Source organism: Shewanella livingstonensis, from assembly GCF_003855395.1.
Taxonomy (GTDB): Bacteria; Pseudomonadota; Gammaproteobacteria; order Enterobacterales; family Shewanellaceae; genus Shewanella; species Shewanella livingstonensis.
This window is the reverse complement of record NZ_CP034015.1, coordinates 868382-891156: the sequence shown is the minus strand read 5'-3', so window position 1 is coordinate 891156 and position 22775 is coordinate 868382. Positions and strand designations below refer to the sequence as shown.

The 22775-nt window shown below is 40.7% G+C and carries 23 protein-coding genes; 17 read left to right on the top strand and 6 right to left on the bottom strand.

Annotated features, from left to right (window positions below):
* Nucleotides 1-367: 367 nt before the first annotated feature.
* Nucleotides 368-1432: a uroporphyrinogen decarboxylase gene (hemE, locus tag EGC82_RS03925; protein ID WP_124729595.1), complete on the bottom strand. Its 1065-nt coding sequence runs from the start codon at nucleotides 1430-1432 to the stop codon at nucleotides 368-370.
* A gap of 528 nt (nucleotides 1433-1960) precedes the next feature.
* Between hemE and rsd the strand changes: the two genes are divergently transcribed.
* Nucleotides 1961-2428 carry a sigma D regulator gene (gene rsd, locus EGC82_RS03920; RefSeq protein ID WP_124729594.1) on the top strand — a complete coding sequence of 156 codons (468 nt, stop codon included), beginning with the start codon at nucleotides 1961-1963 and terminating at the stop codon, nucleotides 2426-2428.
* A gap of 69 nt (nucleotides 2429-2497) precedes the next feature.
* Here rsd and EGC82_RS03915 read toward each other — a convergent pair whose 3' ends face one another.
* The 3 genes from EGC82_RS03915 to EGC82_RS03905 form a co-directional block, all read right to left on the bottom strand.
* Nucleotides 2498-3547, bottom strand: coding sequence for an MJ1255/VC2487 family glycosyltransferase (locus EGC82_RS03915; protein WP_124729593.1), 1050 nt, complete (start codon nucleotides 3545-3547; stop codon nucleotides 2498-2500).
* Nucleotides 3548-3617: 70 nt separating this feature from the next.
* Complete coding sequence (locus EGC82_RS03910) at nucleotides 3618-4133, bottom strand: phosphatase PAP2 family protein (protein ID WP_124729592.1); 516 nt, start codon at nucleotides 4131-4133, stop codon at nucleotides 3618-3620.
* Between the two features lie 308 nt (nucleotides 4134-4441).
* Nucleotides 4442-4690: a YgjV family protein gene (locus EGC82_RS03905; RefSeq protein WP_124729591.1), complete on the bottom strand. Its 249-nt coding sequence runs from the start codon at nucleotides 4688-4690 to the stop codon at nucleotides 4442-4444.
* Between the two features lie 386 nt (nucleotides 4691-5076).
* On the opposite strand from EGC82_RS03905, the gene rraA reads away from it, so the two are divergent.
* The 13 genes from rraA to EGC82_RS03840 all read left to right on the top strand — a co-directional run bounded on the left by rraA (nucleotide 5077) and on the right by EGC82_RS03840 (nucleotide 16913).
* Nucleotides 5077-5562: a ribonuclease E activity regulator RraA gene (rraA, locus tag EGC82_RS03900; RefSeq protein ID WP_124729590.1), complete on the top strand. Its 486-nt coding sequence runs from the start codon at nucleotides 5077-5079 to the stop codon at nucleotides 5560-5562.
* Nucleotides 5563-5940: 378 nt separating this feature from the next.
* Nucleotides 5941-6969, top strand: a complete 1029-nt coding sequence (locus tag EGC82_RS03895) for a formimidoylglutamase (RefSeq protein WP_124729589.1) — start codon at nucleotides 5941-5943, stop codon at nucleotides 6967-6969.
* Nucleotides 6970-7225: 256 nt separating this feature from the next.
* Nucleotides 7226-7981 (top strand): bifunctional demethylmenaquinone methyltransferase/2-methoxy-6-polyprenyl-1,4-benzoquinol methylase UbiE, encoded by a 756-nt coding sequence (gene ubiE, locus EGC82_RS03890; protein WP_124729588.1) that lies wholly within the window; start codon nucleotides 7226-7228, stop codon nucleotides 7979-7981.
* Entirely contained in the window at nucleotides 7981-8601 is a 621-nt protein-coding gene (locus EGC82_RS03885; RefSeq protein WP_124729587.1) for a ubiquinone biosynthesis accessory factor UbiJ, read from the top strand. The genes ubiE and EGC82_RS03885 overlap by 1 nt, the downstream gene beginning before the upstream one ends.
* Complete coding sequence (ubiB, locus tag EGC82_RS03880) at nucleotides 8598-10247, top strand: ubiquinone biosynthesis regulatory protein kinase UbiB (protein ID WP_124729586.1); 1650 nt, start codon at nucleotides 8598-8600, stop codon at nucleotides 10245-10247. The genes EGC82_RS03885 and ubiB overlap by 4 nt, the downstream gene beginning before the upstream one ends.
* Before the next feature lie 110 nt (nucleotides 10248-10357).
* Entirely contained in the window at nucleotides 10358-10597 is a 240-nt protein-coding gene (tatA, locus tag EGC82_RS03875) for a Sec-independent protein translocase subunit TatA (RefSeq protein ID WP_124729585.1), read from the top strand.
* Nucleotides 10598-10603: 6 nt separating this feature from the next.
* Nucleotides 10604-11017, top strand: coding sequence for a Sec-independent protein translocase protein TatB (tatB, locus tag EGC82_RS03870; RefSeq protein WP_124729584.1), 414 nt, complete (start codon nucleotides 10604-10606; stop codon nucleotides 11015-11017).
* A gap of 3 nt (nucleotides 11018-11020) precedes the next feature.
* Entirely contained in the window at nucleotides 11021-11767 is a 747-nt protein-coding gene (tatC, locus tag EGC82_RS03865) for a twin-arginine translocase subunit TatC (RefSeq protein ID WP_124729583.1), read from the top strand.
* Nucleotides 11768-11818: 51 nt separating this feature from the next.
* Complete coding sequence (locus tag EGC82_RS03860) at nucleotides 11819-12349, top strand: hypothetical protein (RefSeq protein ID WP_124729582.1); 531 nt, start codon at nucleotides 11819-11821, stop codon at nucleotides 12347-12349.
* A gap of 24 nt (nucleotides 12350-12373) precedes the next feature.
* Complete coding sequence (locus tag EGC82_RS03855; protein WP_124729581.1) at nucleotides 12374-13192, top strand: TatD family hydrolase; 819 nt, start codon at nucleotides 12374-12376, stop codon at nucleotides 13190-13192.
* Entirely contained in the window at nucleotides 13189-15105 is a 1917-nt protein-coding gene (locus tag EGC82_RS03850) for a sensor domain-containing diguanylate cyclase (RefSeq protein WP_244212531.1), read from the top strand. The genes EGC82_RS03855 and EGC82_RS03850 overlap by 4 nt, the downstream gene beginning before the upstream one ends.
* Before the next feature lie 14 nt (nucleotides 15106-15119).
* Nucleotides 15120-16133, top strand: coding sequence for a porphobilinogen synthase (gene hemB / locus EGC82_RS03845; protein WP_124729580.1), 1014 nt, complete (start codon nucleotides 15120-15122; stop codon nucleotides 16131-16133).
* Between the two features lie 228 nt (nucleotides 16134-16361).
* Nucleotides 16362-16913, top strand: coding sequence for a thioredoxin family protein (locus tag EGC82_RS03840; protein ID WP_124729579.1), 552 nt, complete (start codon nucleotides 16362-16364; stop codon nucleotides 16911-16913).
* 71 nt (nucleotides 16914-16984) lie between these two features.
* Here the strand turns inward: EGC82_RS03840 and EGC82_RS03835 are convergent, their stop codons facing one another.
* Both EGC82_RS03835 and rhlB read right to left on the bottom strand, forming a co-directional pair.
* On the bottom strand, nucleotides 16985-17935 hold the full coding sequence (locus EGC82_RS03835) for a Ppx/GppA phosphatase family protein (RefSeq protein WP_124729578.1): 951 nt from the start codon (nucleotides 17933-17935) through the stop codon (nucleotides 16985-16987).
* Nucleotides 17936-17938: 3 nt separating this feature from the next.
* Complete coding sequence (gene rhlB, locus EGC82_RS03830; protein ID WP_124729577.1) at nucleotides 17939-19243, bottom strand: ATP-dependent RNA helicase RhlB; 1305 nt, start codon at nucleotides 19241-19243, stop codon at nucleotides 17939-17941.
* Nucleotides 19244-19396: 153 nt separating this feature from the next.
* Between rhlB and trxA the strand changes: the two genes are divergently transcribed.
* The 3 genes from trxA (at nucleotide 19397) to prmA (ending at nucleotide 22618) form a co-directional block, all read left to right on the top strand.
* Nucleotides 19397-19723, top strand: a complete 327-nt coding sequence (gene trxA, locus EGC82_RS03825; protein ID WP_011635949.1) for a thioredoxin TrxA — start codon at nucleotides 19397-19399, stop codon at nucleotides 19721-19723.
* 223 nt (nucleotides 19724-19946) lie between these two features.
* A complete protein-coding gene (gene rho, locus EGC82_RS03820) occupies nucleotides 19947-21209 on the top strand; it encodes a transcription termination factor Rho (protein ID WP_124729576.1) in 1263 nt (420 codons plus the stop codon).
* A 527-nt stretch (nucleotides 21210-21736) separates the two neighbouring features.
* On the top strand, nucleotides 21737-22618 hold the full coding sequence (prmA, locus tag EGC82_RS03815) for a 50S ribosomal protein L11 methyltransferase (protein WP_124729575.1): 882 nt from the start codon (nucleotides 21737-21739) through the stop codon (nucleotides 22616-22618).
* The last annotated feature ends 157 nt before the right edge of the window (nucleotides 22619-22775 follow it).

Sequence of the window (22775 nt, the reverse complement as noted above, 5' to 3'; positions counted from 1 at the left end):
TTCGAATAAGGCCGAAGACGGTTAAAGATGAAGTCAAAAGCTGGATCAATCCCCATGGCGACTTTTCGCAGCTATTGTTTTGTAAATAGCGAAAATGTTGCGGGGCGGCTGGGAGTTCCAAGAGGGAGCAGCCGTTGGTTTCCTCTTGGTCTGGTGTGGGTGAAGCGCCACGACGTTAGTGGCCGCAGGTCATAAAACCTAAATCAAAATCATAAAAAACAGCTGGATTCCGGCTCACAAGCATTACCGGAAAGACGTAAAATAGAAAAATAGAACACTAACTGCTCACATTAAAAGTTAAAAAACAAAAAACGATCAACAAAAAAGCGAACCCGAAGGCTCGCTTTTGTTAGCCAATACCACTGAATTACTTGTGGTATTTACCTGACAACTCATGCACAGAATTGATAAATGCACCAGCATGCTCAGGATCAACATGTTGATGAATTCCATGACCTAAGTTAAATACATGGCCAGTACCTTCACCGTAACTCGCTAGAATTTGATCCACTTCTTGATGAATACGCTCTGGCGTAGCATACAACATTGATGGGTCCATGTTGCCTTGTAAGGCCACTTTATGGCCTACGCGACGACGAGCATCACCAATATCAACAGTCCAGTCTAAACCTAATGCATCACAACCCGTTTCAGCCATAGACTCTAGCCATAAACCACCACCTTTAGTGAACAAGGTAACCGGCACTTTACGGCCGTCGGCAAAACGAGTTAAGCCATCAACAATTTTTTGCATGTAACGTAATGAGAATTCACGATAAGCGTGATGGGATAACGCACCGCCCCACGAGTCGAATATCATTAACGATTGCGCGCCGTTAGCCACTTGAGCGTTTAGGTATAACACCACTGAGTCGGCTAACTTATCTAATAACATATGCAATGCAGCAGGTTCTGCATACGCCATACGCTTGATTTTTTCGAATGTTTTGCTTGAACCGCCTTCAACCATGTAAGTCGCTAACGTCCAAGGTGAACCAGAGAAACCGATTAATGGCACTGAACCATTTAACTCACGACGAATGGTGCTCACAGCACGCATTACATAGCCAAGTTCATCTTCTGGATCAGGAATACATAATTTTTTAATGGCATCGATAGTGTCTGTCGGACGTTGAAAACGTGGACCTTCGCCCTCTTCAAAATACAAACCTAGGCCCATTGCATCTGGCACCGTAAGGATATCTGAGAATAAAATCGCAGCATCTAAATCATAACGACGTAATGGCTGTAAAGTGACTTCACAAGCAAGTTCAGCATTACGGCATAAAGACATAAAGTCACCTGCTTGAGCACGAACTTCTTTATACTCAGGTAAATAACGTCCCGCTTGACGCATCATCCATACTGGAGTGACATCAACTGGTTGCTTTAATAACGCACGTAAATAACGATCATTCTTTAATTCTGCCATGTGGACTTTGTTCCTAGACTGTTATGATTTCTGCTGGGCGTTAGTTTAGCACTTACGCGATTAATGTAACCACTGATGCAGGATTTATGTGAGCTATTCCTAAATCTTATGCCAATTTTATTAACACAATTGCTCTGCTGCTCACAAAACACACAGCACTGATATTTAAATCGCAATTTAACGGATTAAAAGTTGCGTCAAGTTATGGGGTTTGGTATAAAAAGTGTGCGCTAGCAAGAACAATCAAGAAGCCCGACACATCGAGCCTTTGAAAACTTCGTTACCCCGTGATGGTCTCCATCACGGGGTTTTTTATGGTTTCAATTCAATAATAATCTACAGGTCGCTATGGCCTTAACGAATACTGATTATGCTTAAGTCAATCCACAACTCAGCATCTGGTTGGCATTTCAATTGAGTAGTCACTTATTCTATTGATTCACATAAAACTAAATAAAACAGTTGATCGTAATACACTTTGTCCAATACATTAGTTATCACAGAAAGGCTGCCAATTAGAGAAAACACATGCTAACAAAACTAGAAAAAGCAGAAAAGCGCTGGGGCGGTTCTCATAATTTAATCGATCAGTGGGTTAATCATCGTCGCAAGTTATTGATCCAATATTTTATCGTTGCAGGCTTAGCCCCTTATTCTCGCGGTGAAAAGTCACTTCCAAGCATGGCTCAAGTGAAACAATTTTGTGCTCAATTAGTTGATTATGTTTCTGAAGGTCACTTTGAGGTATACAACAGCGTTGTTAAAGCCTGTGAGAAGTTTGGTGAAGCGAGTATAGAAACCGCTAATGCTTTACTCCCCATGATCAGTGAAAGTACAGACACGGCATTAGATTTTAATGATAAATATACCGATGCTGTAGACGAGCAAGTACTGTATCAACTCGACAACGATTTATCGCATTTAGTACAAGCGATGGAATCTCGTTTCGAATTAGAAGATGAGCTTCTAGAACTCCTATACCAACGTCTTCCTTAGTTAAAACGGTCAATAAAAGTGCGTTTATTTACGCACTTTTAAATGCAGATTACTTTAATATATCTAACGTTATTGCCGTTTGCGCCAGTTTTCAGGCAGCTCAACTTGCGACCATAAATGTTGACATAAATCTTGCGGCTGATGCCAATCGCCCATTTTTAACCACTCCACCAATGCATCGCCGACTTGCGGATACGCTATAGGTTTAGGTGATGGGCTTTTTAACCAACGCTTAAGCACTCCAAAATCTAACGTTTGCATACTTTCTGCTGCGGCAAGTAGTTGTAACGCAGCAACATTAGCCGATTGTTCAAACTGCCCCAATAAGGGTTTCACTAATAGTTTTTTACCTAATGTCATCGCTTCACTGGCTAACTCAAAACCTGCATTACCAATAACCCCACCACAATGCGCCATATGCTGTTTAAAACCTTCACGATCAAAGCCATGCCAATGAATATGCCCTGCGAATCCTTGTAAGGGTTGAGTGCTATGGTAAACAAAAAAATGGTATTGATCGAACGGTGCTAAAAATGCTGCAATACTGTCGGCATCCTCAAACGGTAAATAAACTAAAATTTGATGACTATGATCCCCACCATTGGGCGACACCTCAACAAAAGGCGGTAAAATAGGAAAACCAAAGTGATGCCAATGACAACCTAAAGCAATATCAACCGGGGCAAAATGTTTGAGTAAAAACTCGTTAAACCAACTATGACCCTGTTTAGGCACAGGATATTGTAATGCAGCCTGATGACTAATAGCGATTGATGGTACACGCTGTTGTTTAGCTGCCCATGCACTAACGGGCTCAAAATCGTTCAAAACCAGGTCATAACCGCTTAAATCTAACTGCTTTATCTCAGATAATATTGGCGTTTGTAAATTATACCTGGCCGTTTTTACCGTATTAACGCGACCATTTTTGGTGACGAATGTCATGCCTGCACGGGTCTGATAATCGCCAAAACATTGCATATCAAAATAATATTGAGGTGTCCGACCTGAAAATAAAAAATCAACATCGATATTGTGCTGTTTAAGCGCTTTAGACATTAAGCGTGCACGGCTAATATGACCATTCCCTGTGCCTTGAACTCCGTACAAAATTTTCATATCGACTTACCTTCCTCCATGGCTGAATTATCAAGATTGAAACACGCAACACTTATCACTGTATGAGCGGTTACAATATGAGTTGTTCGACAAGTAATACCGATCCCATCCCCAGTAGAGTTCCAGCTATAATGTCTAAAGGATAGTGCACACCAAGGGCAATACGTGATGTGCCAACAAAACAAGCCCAAGCAAAGACAATTGGAGCCAAAACAGGAAATACCACATTGATCACGCTCGCAAACACAAATGCACCAGCAGTGTGTCCTGAAGGTAAGCTAAATTTATCCAACGGTTCAAAGCCTGAGTCAAACTCAGCTAAAGCATGACAAGGACGGTGACGGCGAATGCTATTTTTGAGCAACAAATACAACGGAAATTCAACCATAAAACTGCCGAGCACTAAATTAAAAAAATGCTGTCCATTTGGATGAAAAAACAATAATGCGACCGATAAATAAACATAATAATGCCCATCAGCGGTTGCAGATATTTGCTTTGCAGCCTTACTCAAGCAGTTATCTCGGCTAAATTGCACAATCCAATAAAACCAATATTTATCTAGCTGACTGATACTTGTCTTCATGCTTGACTCCATGCCAAACGTCGGCAATATTATTTTTGTAATATTCATCCGACTAAAGTTACGTATTTGTTAACAGTTTAGATAATAGACAGGGGTAATGAACACGAGGTGACAGTTAGCCTAAGGTTTTATGACAACAGAAATGAAGTAGTACTTATACTTAATTTTTGAACCATAAAAAGCAAGCAACCCCATTGAAATGATTGACAGATGAATAGAACCGTTATAAAAAAAATCCCCTCATACAAGTATGAAGGGACATTTAAATTCTGATTATCGTCAGGTAATTAAACTCACTTTAACAAACGTTATGCTGTTTGCGGCTGTTCGCTTTTATTACGATAAATCTTCACTAAGTGATAAATATTAATACAGGCGACAAAGGCATTCATGCCTGCCACTGGCCACGCTTCGATTGAATACCCGTAAGCAACAAAGAAAGAACAACCGAGAAAATTTAAACATCTTAATAAAACGATGTCTTTCATCATCAAAGAAATAGCGACCATAACTGATGCGGCATACCCTAAGACTTCAATAATATTGATATTTTCCATAAGAACCTCTGTTTCAGGCTCTCTGCCTTCCGTAAGCGTAACGAGGATTCCTTGCCCCTAAAGCTAGCATTATTTTGTAAACTAACATTAATTAATCTGCCAATATGCTAACAAAATGTTGAACAAAAATGTAATTAAAAAACGTATTAGGATGACCTAAATCAACATATATCGACTAATTGGTTCAATTTGAAAGAAAATTACTTCCAAATTTGATCCCTGTTCTCTATTTAGGCTAATCCGTTATTTAGGCATATGTAACACCATAAGTTGATTTATAACAATCGAGTGATTGATAAGGCTTTTATTTTCATAAAAAGCTCATATAATTCATTTAACTTTGCTTTACCCAGCAATTTACCTTTGCTGTCCAACAGGAGTGAAATATGGAATACAACACCTCAGAACTGTGCGACATGTATATAGATGTCGTCGATGTCGTCGAACCAATGTTCAGTAACTACGGTGGTTGCAGCTCCTTCGGTGGCTCAATCAGTACAATTAAGTGTTTTGAAGACAATGGTCTGATTGCTGAAGCCTTAGAAGAAGATGGTGAAGGTAAAGTATTGCTTGTTGATGGCGGTGGCTCATTAAGACGGGCTCTGCTTGATGCCAGAATTGCTGAACTTGCTGTTGCCAATAACTGGGAAGGCATTCTCATTTACGGTTCAGTGCGTGACGTTGATGCCCTTGAAGAACTTGATATTGGTATTCAAGCGCTGGCTTCGATCCCTGTTGGCGCTGAAAGTAACGGAATAGGCGAAATTGAAATTCCAGTAAATTTTGGTGGCGTGACCTTCTTACCGGGTGACCATATCTATGCCGATAACACTGGCGTAATTTTGTCTCCAGAACCACTAGATATTGAATAGTAACTCTATGGTAGGGTTAGCTTTTTAACAAACTGGCAAACTATTACTTTACAAACTAATTTAAAAACCAGCTATGCTGGTTTTTTTATAGCTTGGGTATAGCTATCTCAATAGGCTTAGTTCAGCGAGAATGGCTTAATTGTCAGGCAAGATGATCATTTGCATGCTTTAGTTATTCTACGCCTAAAATGGTTACCGGTGGTTGGCGTCTAAAAACCGCTTTTGAGAGTCCATCATCGGCCCATCTCGTCGTCTAAAATGTAAGCAATAACTAGCATTTTGGGGCGAGAACAAGACTAGAATTAGAACGCAAACCGATAATGACACTCTGCACCTTAGATTTTCAGGTTTTTTGCCTATGTGATTTGGAGAACCATCATGTTTAGCGCATTTACCCAGCAACACTGCGATACACTATTAACCGTCCGCCTTAATGAAACCAAAATAGGCCAACAGGTTTATCTGGCATCTGCTGAACTGTCATTAGCGCAAAATGCCCAACAGGCCAAATCTAGTGGCGCCCAGTTTGCCATTATTGCCATTGCAGAAGATGTGGGGCCACGGGCTAACCTCGGACGAGGCGGGGCTGATGATGCTTTTATCGCTAGCATGAAACAGTTGATCAATTTACAGTCCAATCGATTTCTTAATGGTAACGAATGTGCCATTTTAGGCCAAATTAGTCTCGATACATCGTTACCAACAACCGCTACCGTAGAACAATTGCGTCTCGCAACCGCGCAACTAGATGACATCGTCATTACTGCTATCAGTGAAATAATGCAAGCAGGGTTAGAACCTATCGTAATAGGCGGCGGCCACAACAATGCTTATGGCTTATTAATGGCGACGAAAGCCGTTACAGGCTTGCCAGTTGCTGCAGTTAACCTTGACCCACACAGTGATTTTAGGCTTCGAGAAGGTCGCCACAGTGGTAATGGCTTTAGTTATGCCGCTGCCAATGGCGCCCTCGACCATTATCATATTTTGGGATTGCATGAGCTAAAAAACAGTGAAGCTACCCTAGAACAATTGAGCCTATTTGGCGCTACATGGCACAGCTTGCAACAAATCTGGGTTCGTCGTGAACTACCACTTGAGGCTGCATTAAAACAAATTGCAACATCATTAAATCAAGCTCAACTGCCAGTAGCATTAGAACTTGATGTCGACTCGATTGCTAATATGCCCAGCAGCGCGGCTACATTTGCAGGTATTCCGCTACTTGATGCTTGTCATTATGTGCATTACATCGCTAAGCATTGTTCATGCCGTTACGTCCACTTTGCAGAAACAGCCCCAGCATGTCATCACGCAGGAGTAGAAGCGGGTTATCGCGATGCTGGCCAAGGTCTCAGTGAGTTAATTTATGCTTATCTTCAGGGACGATTAACCCGTCTGAATTAGAATCAGTAGCAGCTATTCATTAAACACTAATTTTATGCTCTAATGCAGGGCAAATTTTTAGCCTTAATCGCTGATATTTAGTAGGGCTAATTGACGCGAAGTTCATTGCTGTGTTCAAGTTGATGTGGAATGCAGATTAGGTGCAAGGTAAGACAACTAATTGATTGTTGTCACACTCTCGCATCGCAGCATTTCAGCAATCATTCGCAATGGCATACACTTGCTATTAATAATCGCACATTATAGGAATATACCAATGTCTGAAGGCGAACCAAAAAACACTCATTTTGGATATAAAACTGTCGAAGCCGATAAAAAAGCAGACTTAGTCGCTGACGTGTTTCATTCTGTGGCAGCAAAATACGACATTATGAATGATGTGATGTCTTTTGGCGTTCACCGTTTTTGGAAGCGCCACACTATTGAAGTAGCGGCTGCAAGACCTGGTATGAAAGTACTTGATTTAGCTGGCGGAACGGGTGATCTTACAGCTAAGTTTTCACACTTAGTCGGCGATCGTGGTCAAGTGGTACTTGCTGATATTAATGATTCGATGCTCAAAGTAGGTCGCACCAAATTACGAGATAAAGGCATCGTCAATAATGTCAGTTATGTACAAGCAAATGCTGAAGCACTGCCGTTTCCAGATAACCATTTTGATATCATCACTATCGCTTTTGGATTGCGTAATGTAACTGACAAAGATGCCGCATTGCGCTCAATGCTGCGGGTATTAAAACCAGGCGGAAAACTATTAGTACTTGAGTTCTCAACACCTAAACATGAATTAATGCGTAAAGTGTACGATATGTACAGCTTTAAAGTATTGCCAAAAATGGGTGCGCTCATTACCAAAGATGCTGACAGCTATGAATACCTAGCCGAATCAATTCGTATGCACCCAGATCAAGAAACACTTAAGCAGATGATGGTTGATGCTGGATTTGAGCAAGTTGACTACACCAATATGACTGATGGCGTTGTCGCATTGCATAGAGGTTATAAGTTCTAATGTTACCCAATCACTTTGCTTTGTTAACTTGTGCCGCAATTGAAACTGCTTTTAACAAGCTGCCAGCACAGGCTAAAAATGACTATGCACGGCAGAAATCATTGCACGGCAAAGTATTTTGTATTCAGCTGAGTCAATTAAACTGGCCTATTTATTTAGTGTTTGCTAAGCAACTTCAAGTGCTCAGCCATTATGAAGGTGACATTGCGGTAACCGTGCGGGCTGATGTGTCGACCTTATATCAGTTAACAGAAGGTGCCAATTTAACTGAGCTCATCAAACAAGATAAGCTCAGTTTACAAGGCGATATTCAATTATTACAATCGTTAAGCCACTATTTACAGCACATTCATGTTGATTTTGCCGAGCCATTATCACGTTACATAGGTGATGCTCCAACACATAAAATAGTCACTAGTGCCAAACAATTCAGCCTCGATATTAAGCAGGTTTTCCAGAAAACACGCGCGCACATCAGCCAGTTAACTACTGAAGAATATCGCCTAGCACCACATAAAGTTGAATGGCTGCATTTTCGTGATAATCTGGATGAACTGGTTAGCCAAACTGATCGTATCGAAGCCAAGATAGCCCAATTAAGAGATAAAATACCTCAATGACAACTGCAAGTATCAGGCGTGGTTACCATGTCATTAAAACCATTTTACATTTTGGTCTAGATGACTTAATTCCTCGACACAAAAAGCCTTGGTATTTCTCAATCCTGCGTAATAGTTTATTTTGGATCCGCAATAAACATAAAAATAAATCCGCTGCCGAACGCCTAAAACTGGCAATGCAAGATTTAGGACCGGTATACATCAAACTAGGGCAAATGTTGTCGACTCGTCGTGACTTACTTGACGACGAATGGGCTTACCAATTAGCGATGTTACAAGACCGAGTGCCACCGTTTGACTCCGCTTTAGCGCGTGAAGCCATTGAAGCTGAGCTTGGCGCTCCTATCACTACCTATTTTGATGATTTTAACGATATCCCATTAGCATCGGCTTCTATTTCACAAGTTCATACCGCCATTTTAAAATCTAACGGCAAAGAAGTTGTGCTTAAAGTATTGCGGCCTAATGTCGAACAGCAAATTTTAGCTGACTTACAGTTAATGACCCAAACAGCTAATATACTCGAAGCAATACTCGGTGAAGGTAATCGCTTACGTCCTGCAGAAGTGATTGAAGATTATCAAACGACTATTTTAGGCGAGCTAAATCTCAAACTTGAAGCGCTTAATGCCATAAAGCTGCGCAATAATTTTATCGACTCTAACTCACTGTATGTGCCTTTTGTTTACGAAGAACACAGTTACCAACGATTAATGGTTATGGAGCGGATTTACGGTATCCCCGTCTCTGATACTGAAGCGCTACGCGCCCAAGGCACCAACTTTAAACTGCTTGCTGAGCGCGGCGTAGAACTGTTTTTTACGCAAGTATTTCGTGATAATTTTTTCCATGCCGACATGCATCCTGGTAACATCTTTATCAGTCGTGAACATCCAGACGACCCATTCTATATAGGTCTAGACTGCGGCATTATGGGCACCTTAACCGAGGTGGATAAACGCTACCTTGCAGAAAACTTTTTAGCCTTTTTTAATCGTGATTATCACCGGATTGCTCAGCTGTATATTGAGTCTGGCTGGGTCTCGGAACACACCGATATTATTGCTTTTGAGCAAGCCGTAAAAGTGGTATGTGAACCCATGTTTAATAAACCACTGGATGAAATTTCATTTGGCCATGTACTGCTAGAACTGTTTAGAACCGCGCGTCACTTTGACATAGTGGTCCAACCCCAGTTGGTTCTACTGGAAAAAACCTTATTGTACATTGAAGGCCTAGGCCGCCAGTTATACCCACAATTAGATTTGTGGCAAACGGCAAAACCGTTCTTAGAAAACTGGATGTCTGAACAAGTTGGTCCTAAAGCTATGTTCAACAAGGTAAAATCAAATGCACCGTTTTGGGCAGATAAACTACCCGAGTTTCCTGAGCTGATTTATGACAACTTAAAATTAGGTCGTAAATTACTTGGCACTCAACAGCAAATGCTAGATAAGTATCTGAGATATCAACAGAAATCTCATAAGAGCAATTATCTACTGATCACTTCTGCAGTATTATTGATCTGTGGCACAATTTTATTTACTCAAATAGTTACACTATGGCCAGCGTATACCTGTATTGGTGTTGGCATAGTGATTTGGGCGGTAGGATGGCGATCTAGGCCAAAGAATCGTAAATTTTAGCTAGCACTAATTTATGAGACGTTCATAATACTTAAAGAATTGGGTGGTATTGTGGATTTTGAAATAACTTTTTTACAAAAACCATTTTTTATTTAAAGAGGATAATCTTCATGGGCGGCATCAGTATTTGGCAGCTTCTAATCGTAGCGTTAATTGTCATTCTATTATTTGGAACTAAAAAATTACGTTCTTTGGGCGGTGATTTAGGTGGAGCTGTAAAAGGCTTTAAAAACGCCATGACGCCAGAAGATGAAAGTAAAACATTAGAAGACAAAGATAAAGACCAGACAGCAGCGACTTCGCAACAGGCTGAAGAAAAGCAACCTGAATCTAAAGATAAACAGGCGTAATTTATTATGTTTGACGGTATCGGCTTTATGGAGCTGCTGCTGATCGGTATTTTGGGGCTAGTAGTTCTAGGCCCCGAAAGACTTCCGGTTGCAGTACGTTCAATAACAGGTTGGATCCGTGCGCTTAAGCGCATGGCTAACTCTGTCAAAGATGAACTTGAACAAGAGCTTAAGATTGATCAGCTACATGCTGATTTAAAAAAAGCTGAAAGCAAAGGTTTAGCTAACTTATCGCCAGAGCTACAAGAATCAATTGATCAATTGAAGAAAGCTGCTGAGTCTGTAAATCGACCTTATAAGGTTGAAGACACACCATCTGTCGCTCCAACAAAATCATCTGATACACCGGCCCCTGTCGCAGAAGTTAAGTCAACTGAAGTGACCAGCGAAAGCAGTTCAACCCCTAAATCAAACGGATAATCCATGTCGCAACAGCAACCGCTTATTAGCCATTTGCTTGAATTACGTAATAAATTGCTTAAAGCTATTGGCAGCGTGTTACTCGTATTCATTACTATTGTGTATTGGGCTAACGATATTTATCACTACATCGCCTTACCGTTAATGCGATCGCTGCCTGCAACAGGCAGCATGATTGCAACCGACGTTGCTGCGCCCTTTTTTGCACCGTTCAAATTAACACTGGTATTAGCCTTCTTCATTGCTATTCCCTACGTACTTTATCAAGTATGGTCGTTTGTTGCCCCAGGGTTATACAAACATGAAAAGCGCTTAGTAGTACCTTTATTAGCCAGCAGTACCCTGCTGTTTTACCTCGGAATTGCTTTTGCCTACTATATTGTTTTCCCAGTCGTATTTGGATTTTTTACCAGCGTAGTCCCTGAAGGTGTCCAAGTAGCTACCGATATCAGCAGTTATTTAAGTTTTATTTTAAAACTATTTTTTGCTTTTGGTTTAGCATTTGAAATTCCTGTGGCAGTGGTTTTGCTCTGCTGGGCTGGTGTAACCACACCTGATGAGTTACGCCAAAAACGTCCTTATATTGTTGTCGGTGCTTTTGTTGTTGGCATGGTGCTCACACCACCTGATATCATCTCGCAGACTATGCTAGCAATACCAATGCTGTTATTGTTTGAAGGTGGATTAATCGCCGCACGCTTTTATAGCAAAAAAGAAGATGAGCCAGAGAATGAACAAGCTGAAAATTAAGCGATAAAAGAAGTCTCTGCAGGTTAAAAATAAAATAATAAGGAAGAGCCAATGCGCTTAAGTTTAATTGCTGCTGGGATCATATTGATGTCAGCTAATGCATATGCCAATACTAATCTTGGCCAGCAACTGTCTATATGTGCCGCTAAAACGGACAAAACTGTGCGATTAACTTGTTATGACGCCTTAGCTGCTAATGCTAAACCTAGTGCGCATATTATGACAACTGCGAGCCCGACAAAGATTACTCCATCTGTAGCACCAAGACCTACTACGCCAGCAGCGCCATCGGCTGTGGTAGCAAGTCCTCAAGCACTAAGCGTTGAGGATTTTGGCTTACAGAGGAAAGTAATAGAGGATGAAGTTGATAAAATTTACTCTGAAGTTGTTAGCATAAAGAAAGATGCTCTTGGCGCATTTATTATCACACTCAATAATGGCCAAGTGTGGAAACAAAGCAGTTCAAAGTACTATAAAATTAAGAAGGGTCAGCGCATATTTATTAAAACGGGTGCACTAAACTCATTTTTATTAGGTAGCGATGAGCGTAATGCAACGACTCGAGTTAAACGATTAAAGTAGCCTCATTACTTTAATTACCATTATATGACTCAGTACATAGACATTGCAGTCAATCTGCTTAGTGAAAGGCTTAAGCACGACATTGACGCTATTATCAATGATGCGGCGAAACACCATGTTTCGCCGTTAATTGTTATTGGTAGCGATCTTGATGAAAGTGCCGAAGTTGTATCCACCAGCCAACAATACCCACAACAACTCTACTGCACCACCGGTGTTCACCCACATCATGCATCATCTTGGGATCAACACAGCAAAATTCGTTTAACACAACTTGCTCGGCAATCCTCTGTGGTTGCTATTGGTGAATGTGGGCTTGATTACAATCGCGATTTTTCACCACGCCCAGTGCAAAGAAAAGCATTTGCAGCACAATTGGAGCTGGCTTGTGAGCTCAATATGCCAGTGCTTATGCATTGTCGTGAAGCACATGATGACTTTATTGCGATTGTTAATGAATATCGACCTCAGCTTACCAATGCCTTACTCCACTGCTTTACAGGCAGTAAAGATGAGTTAATTGAATGTTTAGACGCTGATTTATATATAGGTATTACCGGCTGGATTTGTGATGAACGCCGAGGTCAAGCATTAGCACAGCTAGTCCCATTAATCCCCAATAACCGTATAATGGCTGAAACAGATAGCCCTTACTTATTACCACGCAGTATGCGACCTAAACCTAAATCGAGTAAAAACTTGCCTCAATATTTACCTTATATTGTTGAGTATATGGCAAATTTACGTCAGCAATCTCCAGAACTTTTAGCGCAACAATGTTATCAAAATAGTTGCGATTTTTTCCAATTACCAGCGCACCTCAATATGAGTAATGGCTCATGATGAATCGTTATTTACAACAGCTAAGCCAGTCTCATTTTAGCGTTATTATTGGACTTTTTTTATTGTTAATCAGTCAAAGTAGTTGGGCAGAGACACTCTCTCCAACACCGCTTAGACTCACATCAGACTCCATAACCAAAATTGAATTACAAGACTGGGTATATGCTAATCAAAATAACGATATTGAAACCCTAAGTGGATTGTTACAACAACCAGAAAACACCTGGAAAAAACTCAGTACAGATCAACCCTATCAAATAGGGATTAAAAACTATTGGGTGAGTTTTAGTATATTTACCCCCAAAGACTATCTATCCCGGATTATTGCCTTAGATAATCCTTTGCTCGACAGTGTAAAAATATACCACCTGATTAATGGGGAATTGGTCAGTACTGAAATAATGGGCGACACGTTACCGTTCAAGCAACGGCCATTACAAAGCAATATTTTTTTATACCCTGTCAATTTCGAGCCCGGTGACACACATACTTTTTATATCAAAATAGACAACAAAGGTAGTATCAGTTTACCGCTGGTACTGTGGTCATCTAACGACCTCACTCAACTCACCGAAACTAAGAACTTATTTAGTGGCATGCAAATAGGCTTGCTACTCGCTATTTGCTTATTCAGTTTATTTATTGCACTTGCTTCTGCATCTTATAGCTACAGTTATTACTGCGGCTATGTACTAGGACTAACCATACTCACAGCAACAATACATGGGGTATCATTTCGCTATTTGTGGCCTCAATGGCCCATTGTACAGCAATATATTTTCATTATTATTATCCCATTAACTCTGGGGTTTTCATTAATGTTTACAGAAAAAGTATTACAACTCAAATATCATAACCTGAAAATGTTGCGTATTTGTCGGATTATGGCTGTAATTAGTTTTGGGTTAACGATCATTATGCCATTTATGAACTACAGTTCTGCACTGTATATCCTAGCATTCGTGGTATTAACTATCAGTACAATCTTAATGGCTTTCTCATTAATCCAGGCTTTTAGCGGCCAACGTAATGCACCTTTATATGCCATTGGTCGTATGGGATTAATGATTGGCTGTATCATTACAGGACTCATTTATCTCGGTCTCATTACGGTCGATTTATCGCCACTGATACCAATAATGATAGGGCTCACATTTGAGGTTATCACCATGGCTGCAGTGCTCGCATTGCGTTATAACGATGAACGCAAAGCTAAGTTTGAGTTCCAAAAACAGACATTAGAACAAGCCCAAAAGCTACGCGAAACCCGCGAAGAAGCCCTACGTAATGAAGCAGAAAACAGTGAAAAGTTGGAACAGATGGTACAAGAGCGTACCCTTGAGTTAGAGATTACCTTACGCGAACTCAATGACGTTAATCAAAAACTCACAGAACAAAATACTATCGACAGTCTTACTGGCGTAAAGAACCGTAGCGCTTTTGATCGCCGCCTCATTGCCGAGGGGCGTATTAGTCGTCGCCAGCAAACACCGATGTCATTGTTAATGCTTGATATCGATAAATTTAAAAATATTAATGATCAGTATGGACATCTTAGTGGCGACCACACTATAAAAACGATTGCAAATACCCTATCGGAATATGTAAAGCGTCCAACGGATCTGGTATCACGTTTTGGTGGTGAAGAATTTGCTATTATTTTACCTTGCACAGATATAGAGGGAGCTCTGCTAGTTGCAGAGCAAATTCGCCAAGCTATTAGCGAACTCGTCATAGTTCATAATGAACACACGATCCCTGTCACAGTCAGTATCGGTATTAGTGAAACGATTATCGACAGTGATGAACATCCAATGTTATTACTAGAACAAGCAGATAAAGCCCTGTATCAAGCTAAACGCGGCGGCCGAAATAAAGTCTGCTATTACTCGCTCGAAACAGAACAGATCTAAACCAGGAGTCGAAATTGAATATTATTACCAGTGCCTTTCCACAGCGCAGAATGCGCCGCATGCGTAAACATGAATTTAGCCGTCGTTTAATGTCTGAAAATACCTTAACAGTCAACGACCTCATCTATCCGATGTTTGTATTAGAAGGTTTTCAACGCTCAGAAAAAATTGCTTCAATGCCAGGGATTGAGCGTTTCTCGGTTGACCTATTATTAAAAGAAGCCGCTGAACTTGTTGAACTTGGCATTCCGCTTATTGCATTATTTCCTGTTACTCCAGCAGATAAAAAAAGTTTACTTGCAGAAGAGTCTTACAATCCTGATGGATTAGTACAACGTGCAGTCCGTGAATTAAAGCAGGCATTTCCACAACTTGGTATCATGACTGATGTTGCATTAGATCCTTACACCACTCATGGCCAAGACGGTATTATCGATGATACTGGCTATATCATGAATGACATCACCACAGAGATTTTAGTTAAACAAGCGCTATCACATGCTGCAGCAGGGGCTGATATTGTCGCACCATCAGACATGATGGACGGTCGTATAGGCGCAATCCGCCAAGCCCTTGAAGAAAATGGCTTTGTAAATACTCAAATCATGGCTTACTCCGCTAAATATTCATCAAGTTATTACGGTCCTTTTCGCGATGCAGTCGGATCGGCTAGTAATTTAAAAGGCGGCAACAAACACAGCTACCAAATGGATCCCGCTAACAGCGACGAAGCACTACATGAATTGGCGTTAGATATCCAGGAAGGTGCCGACATGGTGATGGTTAAGCCCGGTATGCCTTATTTAGATATAGTGCACCGCGTTAAAACAGAACTAGCAGTACCAACATTTGCTTATCAAGTCAGTGGTGAGTACGCCATGCATATGGCTGCCATTCAAAATGGTTGGTTAGCAGAAAAGGCTATTGTAATGGAGTCACTACTTTGCTTTAAACGGGCTGGCGCAGACGGTATTCTAACGTACTTTGCTAAACGTGCTGCTCAGTGGTTAAAAGAGCAAAATAAGTAAGCATTGTAGGATAATAATTTATTCAGCCAATCCATTGTGGGTTGGCTTTTTTAATTTAACACTGCCTACTTTGCGTCGGTTTTAATTCGATTACCTCGTGGGACAAGTCACATACACCTCATTATCGTGATCAGCTCTACATCATAGCTCATAGTCTCTTAACAGCACTGTTTAAGCATGCTTGAATACACTCAAGTACAGTATTCTCTTCTTAAGCGAGACATTATCATGCACAATAACGTTAGAACATTATTGGCCACTACCGCGCTCTTTTTCAGTACCCAAATGCTACCGATGACCGTATCTGCAAACGCAGGCTGCGCATTTGAAAAAGATCAACAAGGCTTTATTGCTACATGCAGCGAGGAGAAACAAGAAGTGATTTTAACTGGTGTGATCCAATCACAAACATTGGCAACTGAATTACCAGGCTATGCTGAGGGATTTACTAACTATCAAGTAGATGCGCAAGCTATCGCTGTGTTAAAAGCCATTAAAGAGCCGACTAAAATAGTGGTAATTATTGGTACTTGGTGTCCAGATTGCCATCGCGAAACTCCGCATTTTATGCGGATTATCGAAGCGACAGCTAATCCTAATATTGAGGTAGAATACATTGGCGTCGACCGCAGTAAGCAAGATCCTGAAGGTTTGGCAGCAAAATATGCATTTAGCCGAATTCCCACCTTTATCGTTATGCAGCAAGGCAATGAACTAGGTCGTATTGTTGAACGTCCTCAGGCAACACTGGAAGCCGATTTAGTTAACATTGTAAAGTAGGCATATAATATTTGCTGAACAATAAAATAGGTCGCCATGGCGACCTATTTTTATTGATATTATGTCTACTATTACATTGATGTTTTTTGTGCGGCGACAGCTATTCTATCAGCTAGCAATTGCAATACGCCTTCGCGTAATGCGCCACCAGCAAGATGTAAACTGCTAATCGATAAACTCTCAAATAACGCAATTAATATCGCTACACCGGCAGCAAAAGTAGGTGCTTGTTCAGCATTTAAGCCTTTAATACCACTAAGTCTAGCATCGGCTTGCGATAATATTTCAAATCTAAAGGCATGCAAAATATTAACAGTAATCACTTCTGAACATTGTCGGTGTTGTAACACTGACACTACTGATTGAACAGCACCAGAAGCCCCCACTGCACTTTGCCAGCCTAAGTCCAACAATTGTGGACGATATTGCGCCAAAATAGTATTAACGTAGTCTATTGCTTGTTCAAAATCGATGCTTTGTAGCGGTGTTTGACTAAAAAATCGTTGATTAAATAGTATACAGCCCATTGGCAGACTGGTTTTAAACAGCACGTTACTGCCATCACCAATAATAAACTCAGTACTCGCGCCGCCAATATCAATGACCAAGCGGCGTCCCTCACCTTTAGTCGTGGCAACCATGCCTTGATAAATAAGCTCAGCTTCACGTAAGCCCGAAATCACCTCAATTTGATGCTGTAAAATAGGCATCGCGCGTTGATGAAATTCATCGGCATTACCAATAACACGCAAGGTTGCTGTAGCAAACACAGCAACATTCTCGCTAGCAATATGATGTTGCATTAGCATGTCAGCAAACATGGCTAAACATTCTAAACCACGCAGCATGACATTTTCAGACAACATACCATCATCACCTATACCTTCGGCAAGGCGAACTTTACGTTTATATTTAGCGATAACAATCGGTTTATTACCCACCGAATTAGCCACTAACATATTAAAACTGTTAGAACCTAACGTTATCGCTGCATAGGGTTGAGATACAGTTAGCAATGACATTTACTATGGTCTACGGGTCCTATGACGTGGCGGACGCGAAGTATTACCACCACTACGATGCGCACCTTTAGCTCCACCATCACGAGTACGAGATGTTGGAGGCTTACGATGGATACGTGCCGGAGGCGGAATATCATCTAATAGTGCATCACGGTCATAGTTAGAAACAGGAATTGAATGATTAATATAAGTTTCAATTTCAGGTAAATTCAGTGCATATTCTTCGCAAGCAAAGCTGACTGAAACACCTTTTTGTCCCACGCGACCAGTACGGCCAATACGATGAACATAATCTTCACAATCATCTGGTAAATCATAGTTATATACGTGTGATACATCAGAAATATGTAATCCACGCGCAGCCACATCTGTTGCCACTAAAATATCTATGTCACCTGAGGTAAATTGCTCAAGAATACGAATACGCTTCTTTTGTGGTACATCGCCGGTTAACAACCCCACTCGATGTCCGTCACCCTCTAAATAAGACCACAACTTTTCACAGCTGTGTTTGGTGTTCGAAAACACAATCGCTTTTTCTGGCCAATCTTCTTCGATTAAGCTCAGTAATAAACGCATCTTATCTTCCATCGACGGATAAAAAATTTCCTCTTTAATATTTTTAGAGGTTTTTTCTAACGGTTCGATTTCAACTTTTTCAGGGTCGTTCATATGATCATAAGCTAATTCCTGCACTTTCATTGAAAGCGTAGCAGAAAACAGCATGTTCAAGCGTGACTTGGCATCAGGCATTCTGCGGAATAAAAAGCGAATGTCTTTAATAAAACCAAGATCAAACATACGATCAGCTTCATCAAGCACTACGGCTTGAATATGGCTTAAACTAATGACACCTTGGCGGACGTAATCAATAATACGTCCGGTGGTACCAATTAAGATATCAACGCCTTGATCTAATACAGCACGTTGAGTTTCATAGCTTTCGCCGCCGTAAACAATACCGACTTTTAACCCTGTGTGTGCTGCTAATAATTTAGCATCTTTAGCAATTTGGATTGCTAACTCACGTGTTGGCGCCATAATAATAGCGCGAGGTTCAGTTGCTTTGCGACCCTCTGGTGCAGCAACGGTTAATAAGTGGTTAAACGTGGCCACTAAAAAGGCCATGGTTTTACCTGTACCGGTTTGGGCTTGTCCGGCAATATCTTTTGCATTAATTAAAATGGGTAATGATAACGCCTGTATTGGCGTGCAAAACTCAAAGCCGTTCTCGTTTAATGCCGCTAATACTTCGGGCTTTAACGGGAAGTCGGCGAATTTCTGGGTCGATAAATGTGTTTGGCTCATAGCACAAGCATACCTGTAGGGGTTGCAAAAAAAGATTCGATCGTTTGAAATAGCTACATTACTAAAACGGTCTCTTGAAAAGCTATTTAACTGACCCAATATACATGGTAAGCCATTAATAAACTAGCAATGGAACCAAATCTGGAGAACTACATGAGCGATAAAATTGTATACCTTAGCGATGACAGCTTTGAAAACGACGTATTAAAGTCTGAAACACCAGTATTAGTCGACTTTTGGGCTGAGTGGTGTGGGCCTTGTAAAATGATTGCCCCAATCCTAAACGATGTTGCTGAAGAGTATGCAGGCAAACTTACCGTAGCAAAACTAAACGTTGACCAAAATAACGTTTCACCTGCTAAATACGGCGTGCGTGGCATACCAACATTGTTAATGTTCAAAGGTGGCGAATTAGTGGCAACCAAAGTGGGCGCTCTTTCAAAGACGCAACTTAAAGAATTTATTGATGCTAAAATCTAAGCTGAAATAGCCTAGAAATGTTAATCGGCACAAGTTTTGAACAATTTGTGCCGTTTTTAGATTTTATTTACGCTAAATTTCTGGACGCCCACCGTATATAGTGCTAATTTATTCATCAGATTTTTTCAATTAACCTCTTCTCGCTTATTCAATCATAAAATATCTTTTCAACCTTACTGATTGATTGCGGTAAGCTTCGTCGCGCAAAACAAGACTCCCATACATGAATTTAACAGAATTAAAAGACACGCCAATTTCAGATCTAGTTTCTCTTGCTGAAAGCATGAATCTGGAAAATATGGCTCGTACCCGTAAACAAGATATCATCTTCTCTATTTTGAAAGCTCACGCAAAAAGCGGAGAAGACATCTTCGGTGGCGGTGTATTAGAAATCCTCCAAGATGGATTTGGATTTTTAAGAAGTTCAGATGGCTCATACCTTGCGGGTCCTGACGATATTTATGTTTCACCAAGCCAAATTCGTCGTTTTAACATGCGTACTGGTGACAGTATTTTTGGTAAAATCAGACCGCCAAAAGAAGGCGAAAGATACTTTGCTCTGTTGAAAGTCAGTGAAGTTAACTTTGATAAACCAGAAAGCTCTCGTAACAAAATCTTATTTGAAAACTTAACTCCACTTCATGCTGAAGAACGTCTTCGCATGGAACGTGGTAATGGTTCAACAGAAGATATTACCTCGCGTATTCTTGATCTTTGCTCTCCTATTGGTAAAGGTCAACGTGGTTTGATTGTTGCACCGCCAAAAGCCGGTAAAACATTATTACTTCAAAGCATTGCTCAAAGTATTACTTACAACAACCCAGATGTGGTGTTAATGGTATTACTGATTGACGAACGCCCAGAGGAAGTGACCGAAATGCAGCGCATGGTTAAAGGTGAAGTGATAGCTTCTACTTTTGATGAGCCAGCAAGCCGTCACGTTCAAGTTGCTGAAATGGTAATTGAAAAAGCCAAACGTTTAGTTGAACACAAAAAAGACGTAGTGATTTTATTAGATTCTATTACTCGTCTAGCCCGTGCATACAACACCGTTATTCCATCATCGGGTAAAGTTCTTACCGGTGGTGTTGATGCTAACGCACTACACCGTCCAAAGCGTTTCTTCGGTGCAGCACGTAACATCGAACACGGTGGCAGCTTAACCATTATCGCTACTGCACTTGTTGATACCGGTTCGAAAATGGATGAAGTGATTTACGAAGAGTTCAAAGGTACTGGTAACCAAGAGTTACACCTTTCTCGTAAAGCGGCAGAAAAACGTGTGTTCCCAGCGATTGACTTCAACCGTTCTGGTACACGTCGTGAAGAAAAGTTGACCACAGCTGAAGAACTTCAGAAAATGTGGATTTTGCGCAAAATCCTCCATCCAATGGATGAAGTTTCTGCAATGGAATTCTTAATCGATAAGTTGGCTATGACCAAAACTAACGAAGAATTCTTTACCGCAATGAAACGCGCTAAGTAGTTATTTACTTAATCGTAATCGTTGTAAAAATGCCGCTAATTTAGCGGCATTTTTTATATTAACATCACTCTTTTTGAAGTAGTAAACCAAGGCTTTAGCAAGGGGCTCACCAAGGAGATAAGCGAGCGACCTTCTCTGCTAGTACGTTACACTAATATAAAAACACCTATGTATCGAAATCTTTCGTTTTTACCATTAGCACAGCGGTCTATTTAACCTCTTGCTATCGCTTGTTATCACCCGCTTCTACAATGAAGCTATTTTCCAACATAAATAAGCAATCTTTTGTATCTGCAGTTAATCTTTTGAGCGAGTCTCTCGATAGTCTCATTTTAATCAAGTCATCTCATCACCACAGCGCCAATAACAACTTAATATATTTGTTTAGTCACATAAAGTTAAGGATAAAGTGGCCATCTTCTTCGAGCTAAAAACCAATAAACTGTCACCGACACGAGCATCTTAAAATAACTTGGGTATAATAAGCGCCAATTTGATATTACTTTTACCACAGTTAGGAAAACTCCATGGCTTGGATCCAATTACGAATTAACACTCATCGCGATAATGCCGAAATGCTTGGCGACTTATTAATGGATCAAGGCTCTCTTTGTATCACTTACGAAGATGGTAAAGACGAACCTATTTTTGAACCAAAGCTAGGAGAAACTCCGCTGTGGCAAGATACTGTAATGATTGCATTATTTGATGCAGGTACCGATTTAACGCCAACAATCGAATTTTTAGAATCTATGCCTTTTTTAGGTAAAGATTTTGAGCATAAAATTGAACAAGTAGAAGATAAAGACTGGATACGCGAATGGATGGACAGCTTCCACCCTATCCAATTTGGTGATCGCTTATGGATATGTCCTAGCTGGCGTAAAATCCCAGATCCTGAAGCCGTTAACGTCATTCTCGATCCTGGTTTAGCGTTTGGTACCGGCACCCACCCTACTACAGCGTTATGTCTAGAATGGTTAGACAGCCTTGATTTATCAAACCAAGAAGTTATCGACTTTGGTTGTGGTTCAGGTATTTTAGCCATTGCAGCCATTAAACTCGGAGCTAAGAAAGTCACTGGTGTTGATATTGATTATCAAGCGATTGACGCCTCAAAAGCCAACGCAGAACGTAATGACGTCGTCGACCAACTGGCGCTATATTTACCAGAAGATCAACCTGCCAACCTACAAGCAGATGTGTTAGTTGCCAATATACTTGCAGGCCCATTAAAAGAGCTGGCACCACTGATTGCTGAAAAAGTGCGTGTCGGTGGCAAACTAGCCTTATCGGGTTTATTACAAGAGCAAGCACAGGAAGTGTCAGACTTCTACAGCCAATGGTTCATTATGGATCCCGTATGTAATAAAGAAGACTGGAGCCGCTTAACAGGCATACGTAAGTAATCAATTCACACCCAAAAAACGCACTCAATTAGTTGATAATTAAGTGCGTCAATGCTTGTTTACAGGTCATTAACATCATTTATTGACACTTGCATACAGGAAAAAGTCTCTCTGCAACTCGCACCAGTGCTCAAAAACAACCAAAAAATGCCATTTA

Bases quoted from the DNA above. Each gene is read 5' to 3' on its own strand.
- hemE (WP_124729595.1), bottom strand. From the start codon at position 1,432: ATGGCAGAATTAAAGAATGATCGTTATTTACGTGCGTTATTAAAGCAA.
- rsd (WP_124729594.1), top strand. From the start codon at position 1,961: ATGCTAACAAAACTAGAAAAAGCAGAAAAGCGCTGGGGCGGTTCTCAT.
- EGC82_RS03915 (WP_124729593.1), bottom strand. From the start codon at position 3,547: ATGAAAATTTTGTACGGAGTTCAAGGCACAGGGAATGGTCATATTAGC.
- EGC82_RS03910 (WP_124729592.1), bottom strand. From the start codon at position 4,133: ATGAAGACAAGTATCAGTCAGCTAGATAAATATTGGTTTTATTGGATT.
- EGC82_RS03905 (WP_124729591.1), bottom strand. From the start codon at position 4,690: ATGGAAAATATCAATATTATTGAAGTCTTAGGGTATGCCGCATCAGTT.
- rraA (WP_124729590.1), top strand. From the start codon at position 5,077: ATGGAATACAACACCTCAGAACTGTGCGACATGTATATAGATGTCGTC.
- EGC82_RS03895 (WP_124729589.1), top strand. From the start codon at position 5,941: ATGTTTAGCGCATTTACCCAGCAACACTGCGATACACTATTAACCGTC.
- ubiE (WP_124729588.1), top strand. From the start codon at position 7,226: ATGTCTGAAGGCGAACCAAAAAACACTCATTTTGGATATAAAACTGTC.
- EGC82_RS03885 (WP_124729587.1), top strand. From the start codon at position 7,981: ATGTTACCCAATCACTTTGCTTTGTTAACTTGTGCCGCAATTGAAACT.
- ubiB (WP_124729586.1), top strand. From the start codon at position 8,598: ATGACAACTGCAAGTATCAGGCGTGGTTACCATGTCATTAAAACCATT.
- tatA (WP_124729585.1), top strand. From the start codon at position 10,358: ATGGGCGGCATCAGTATTTGGCAGCTTCTAATCGTAGCGTTAATTGTC.
- tatB (WP_124729584.1), top strand. From the start codon at position 10,604: ATGTTTGACGGTATCGGCTTTATGGAGCTGCTGCTGATCGGTATTTTG.
- tatC (WP_124729583.1), top strand. From the start codon at position 11,021: ATGTCGCAACAGCAACCGCTTATTAGCCATTTGCTTGAATTACGTAAT.
- EGC82_RS03860 (WP_124729582.1), top strand. From the start codon at position 11,819: ATGCGCTTAAGTTTAATTGCTGCTGGGATCATATTGATGTCAGCTAAT.
- EGC82_RS03855 (WP_124729581.1), top strand. From the start codon at position 12,374: ATGACTCAGTACATAGACATTGCAGTCAATCTGCTTAGTGAAAGGCTT.
- EGC82_RS03850 (WP_244212531.1), top strand. From the start codon at position 13,189: ATGATGAATCGTTATTTACAACAGCTAAGCCAGTCTCATTTTAGCGTT.
- EGC82_RS03840 (WP_124729579.1), top strand. From the start codon at position 16,362: ATGCACAATAACGTTAGAACATTATTGGCCACTACCGCGCTCTTTTTC.
- EGC82_RS03835 (WP_124729578.1), bottom strand. From the start codon at position 17,935: ATGTCATTGCTAACTGTATCTCAACCCTATGCAGCGATAACGTTAGGT.
- rhlB (WP_124729577.1), bottom strand. From the start codon at position 19,243: ATGAGCCAAACACATTTATCGACCCAGAAATTCGCCGACTTCCCGTTA.
- trxA (WP_011635949.1), top strand. From the start codon at position 19,397: ATGAGCGATAAAATTGTATACCTTAGCGATGACAGCTTTGAAAACGAC.
- rho (WP_124729576.1), top strand. From the start codon at position 19,947: ATGAATTTAACAGAATTAAAAGACACGCCAATTTCAGATCTAGTTTCT.
- prmA (WP_124729575.1), top strand. From the start codon at position 21,737: ATGGCTTGGATCCAATTACGAATTAACACTCATCGCGATAATGCCGAA.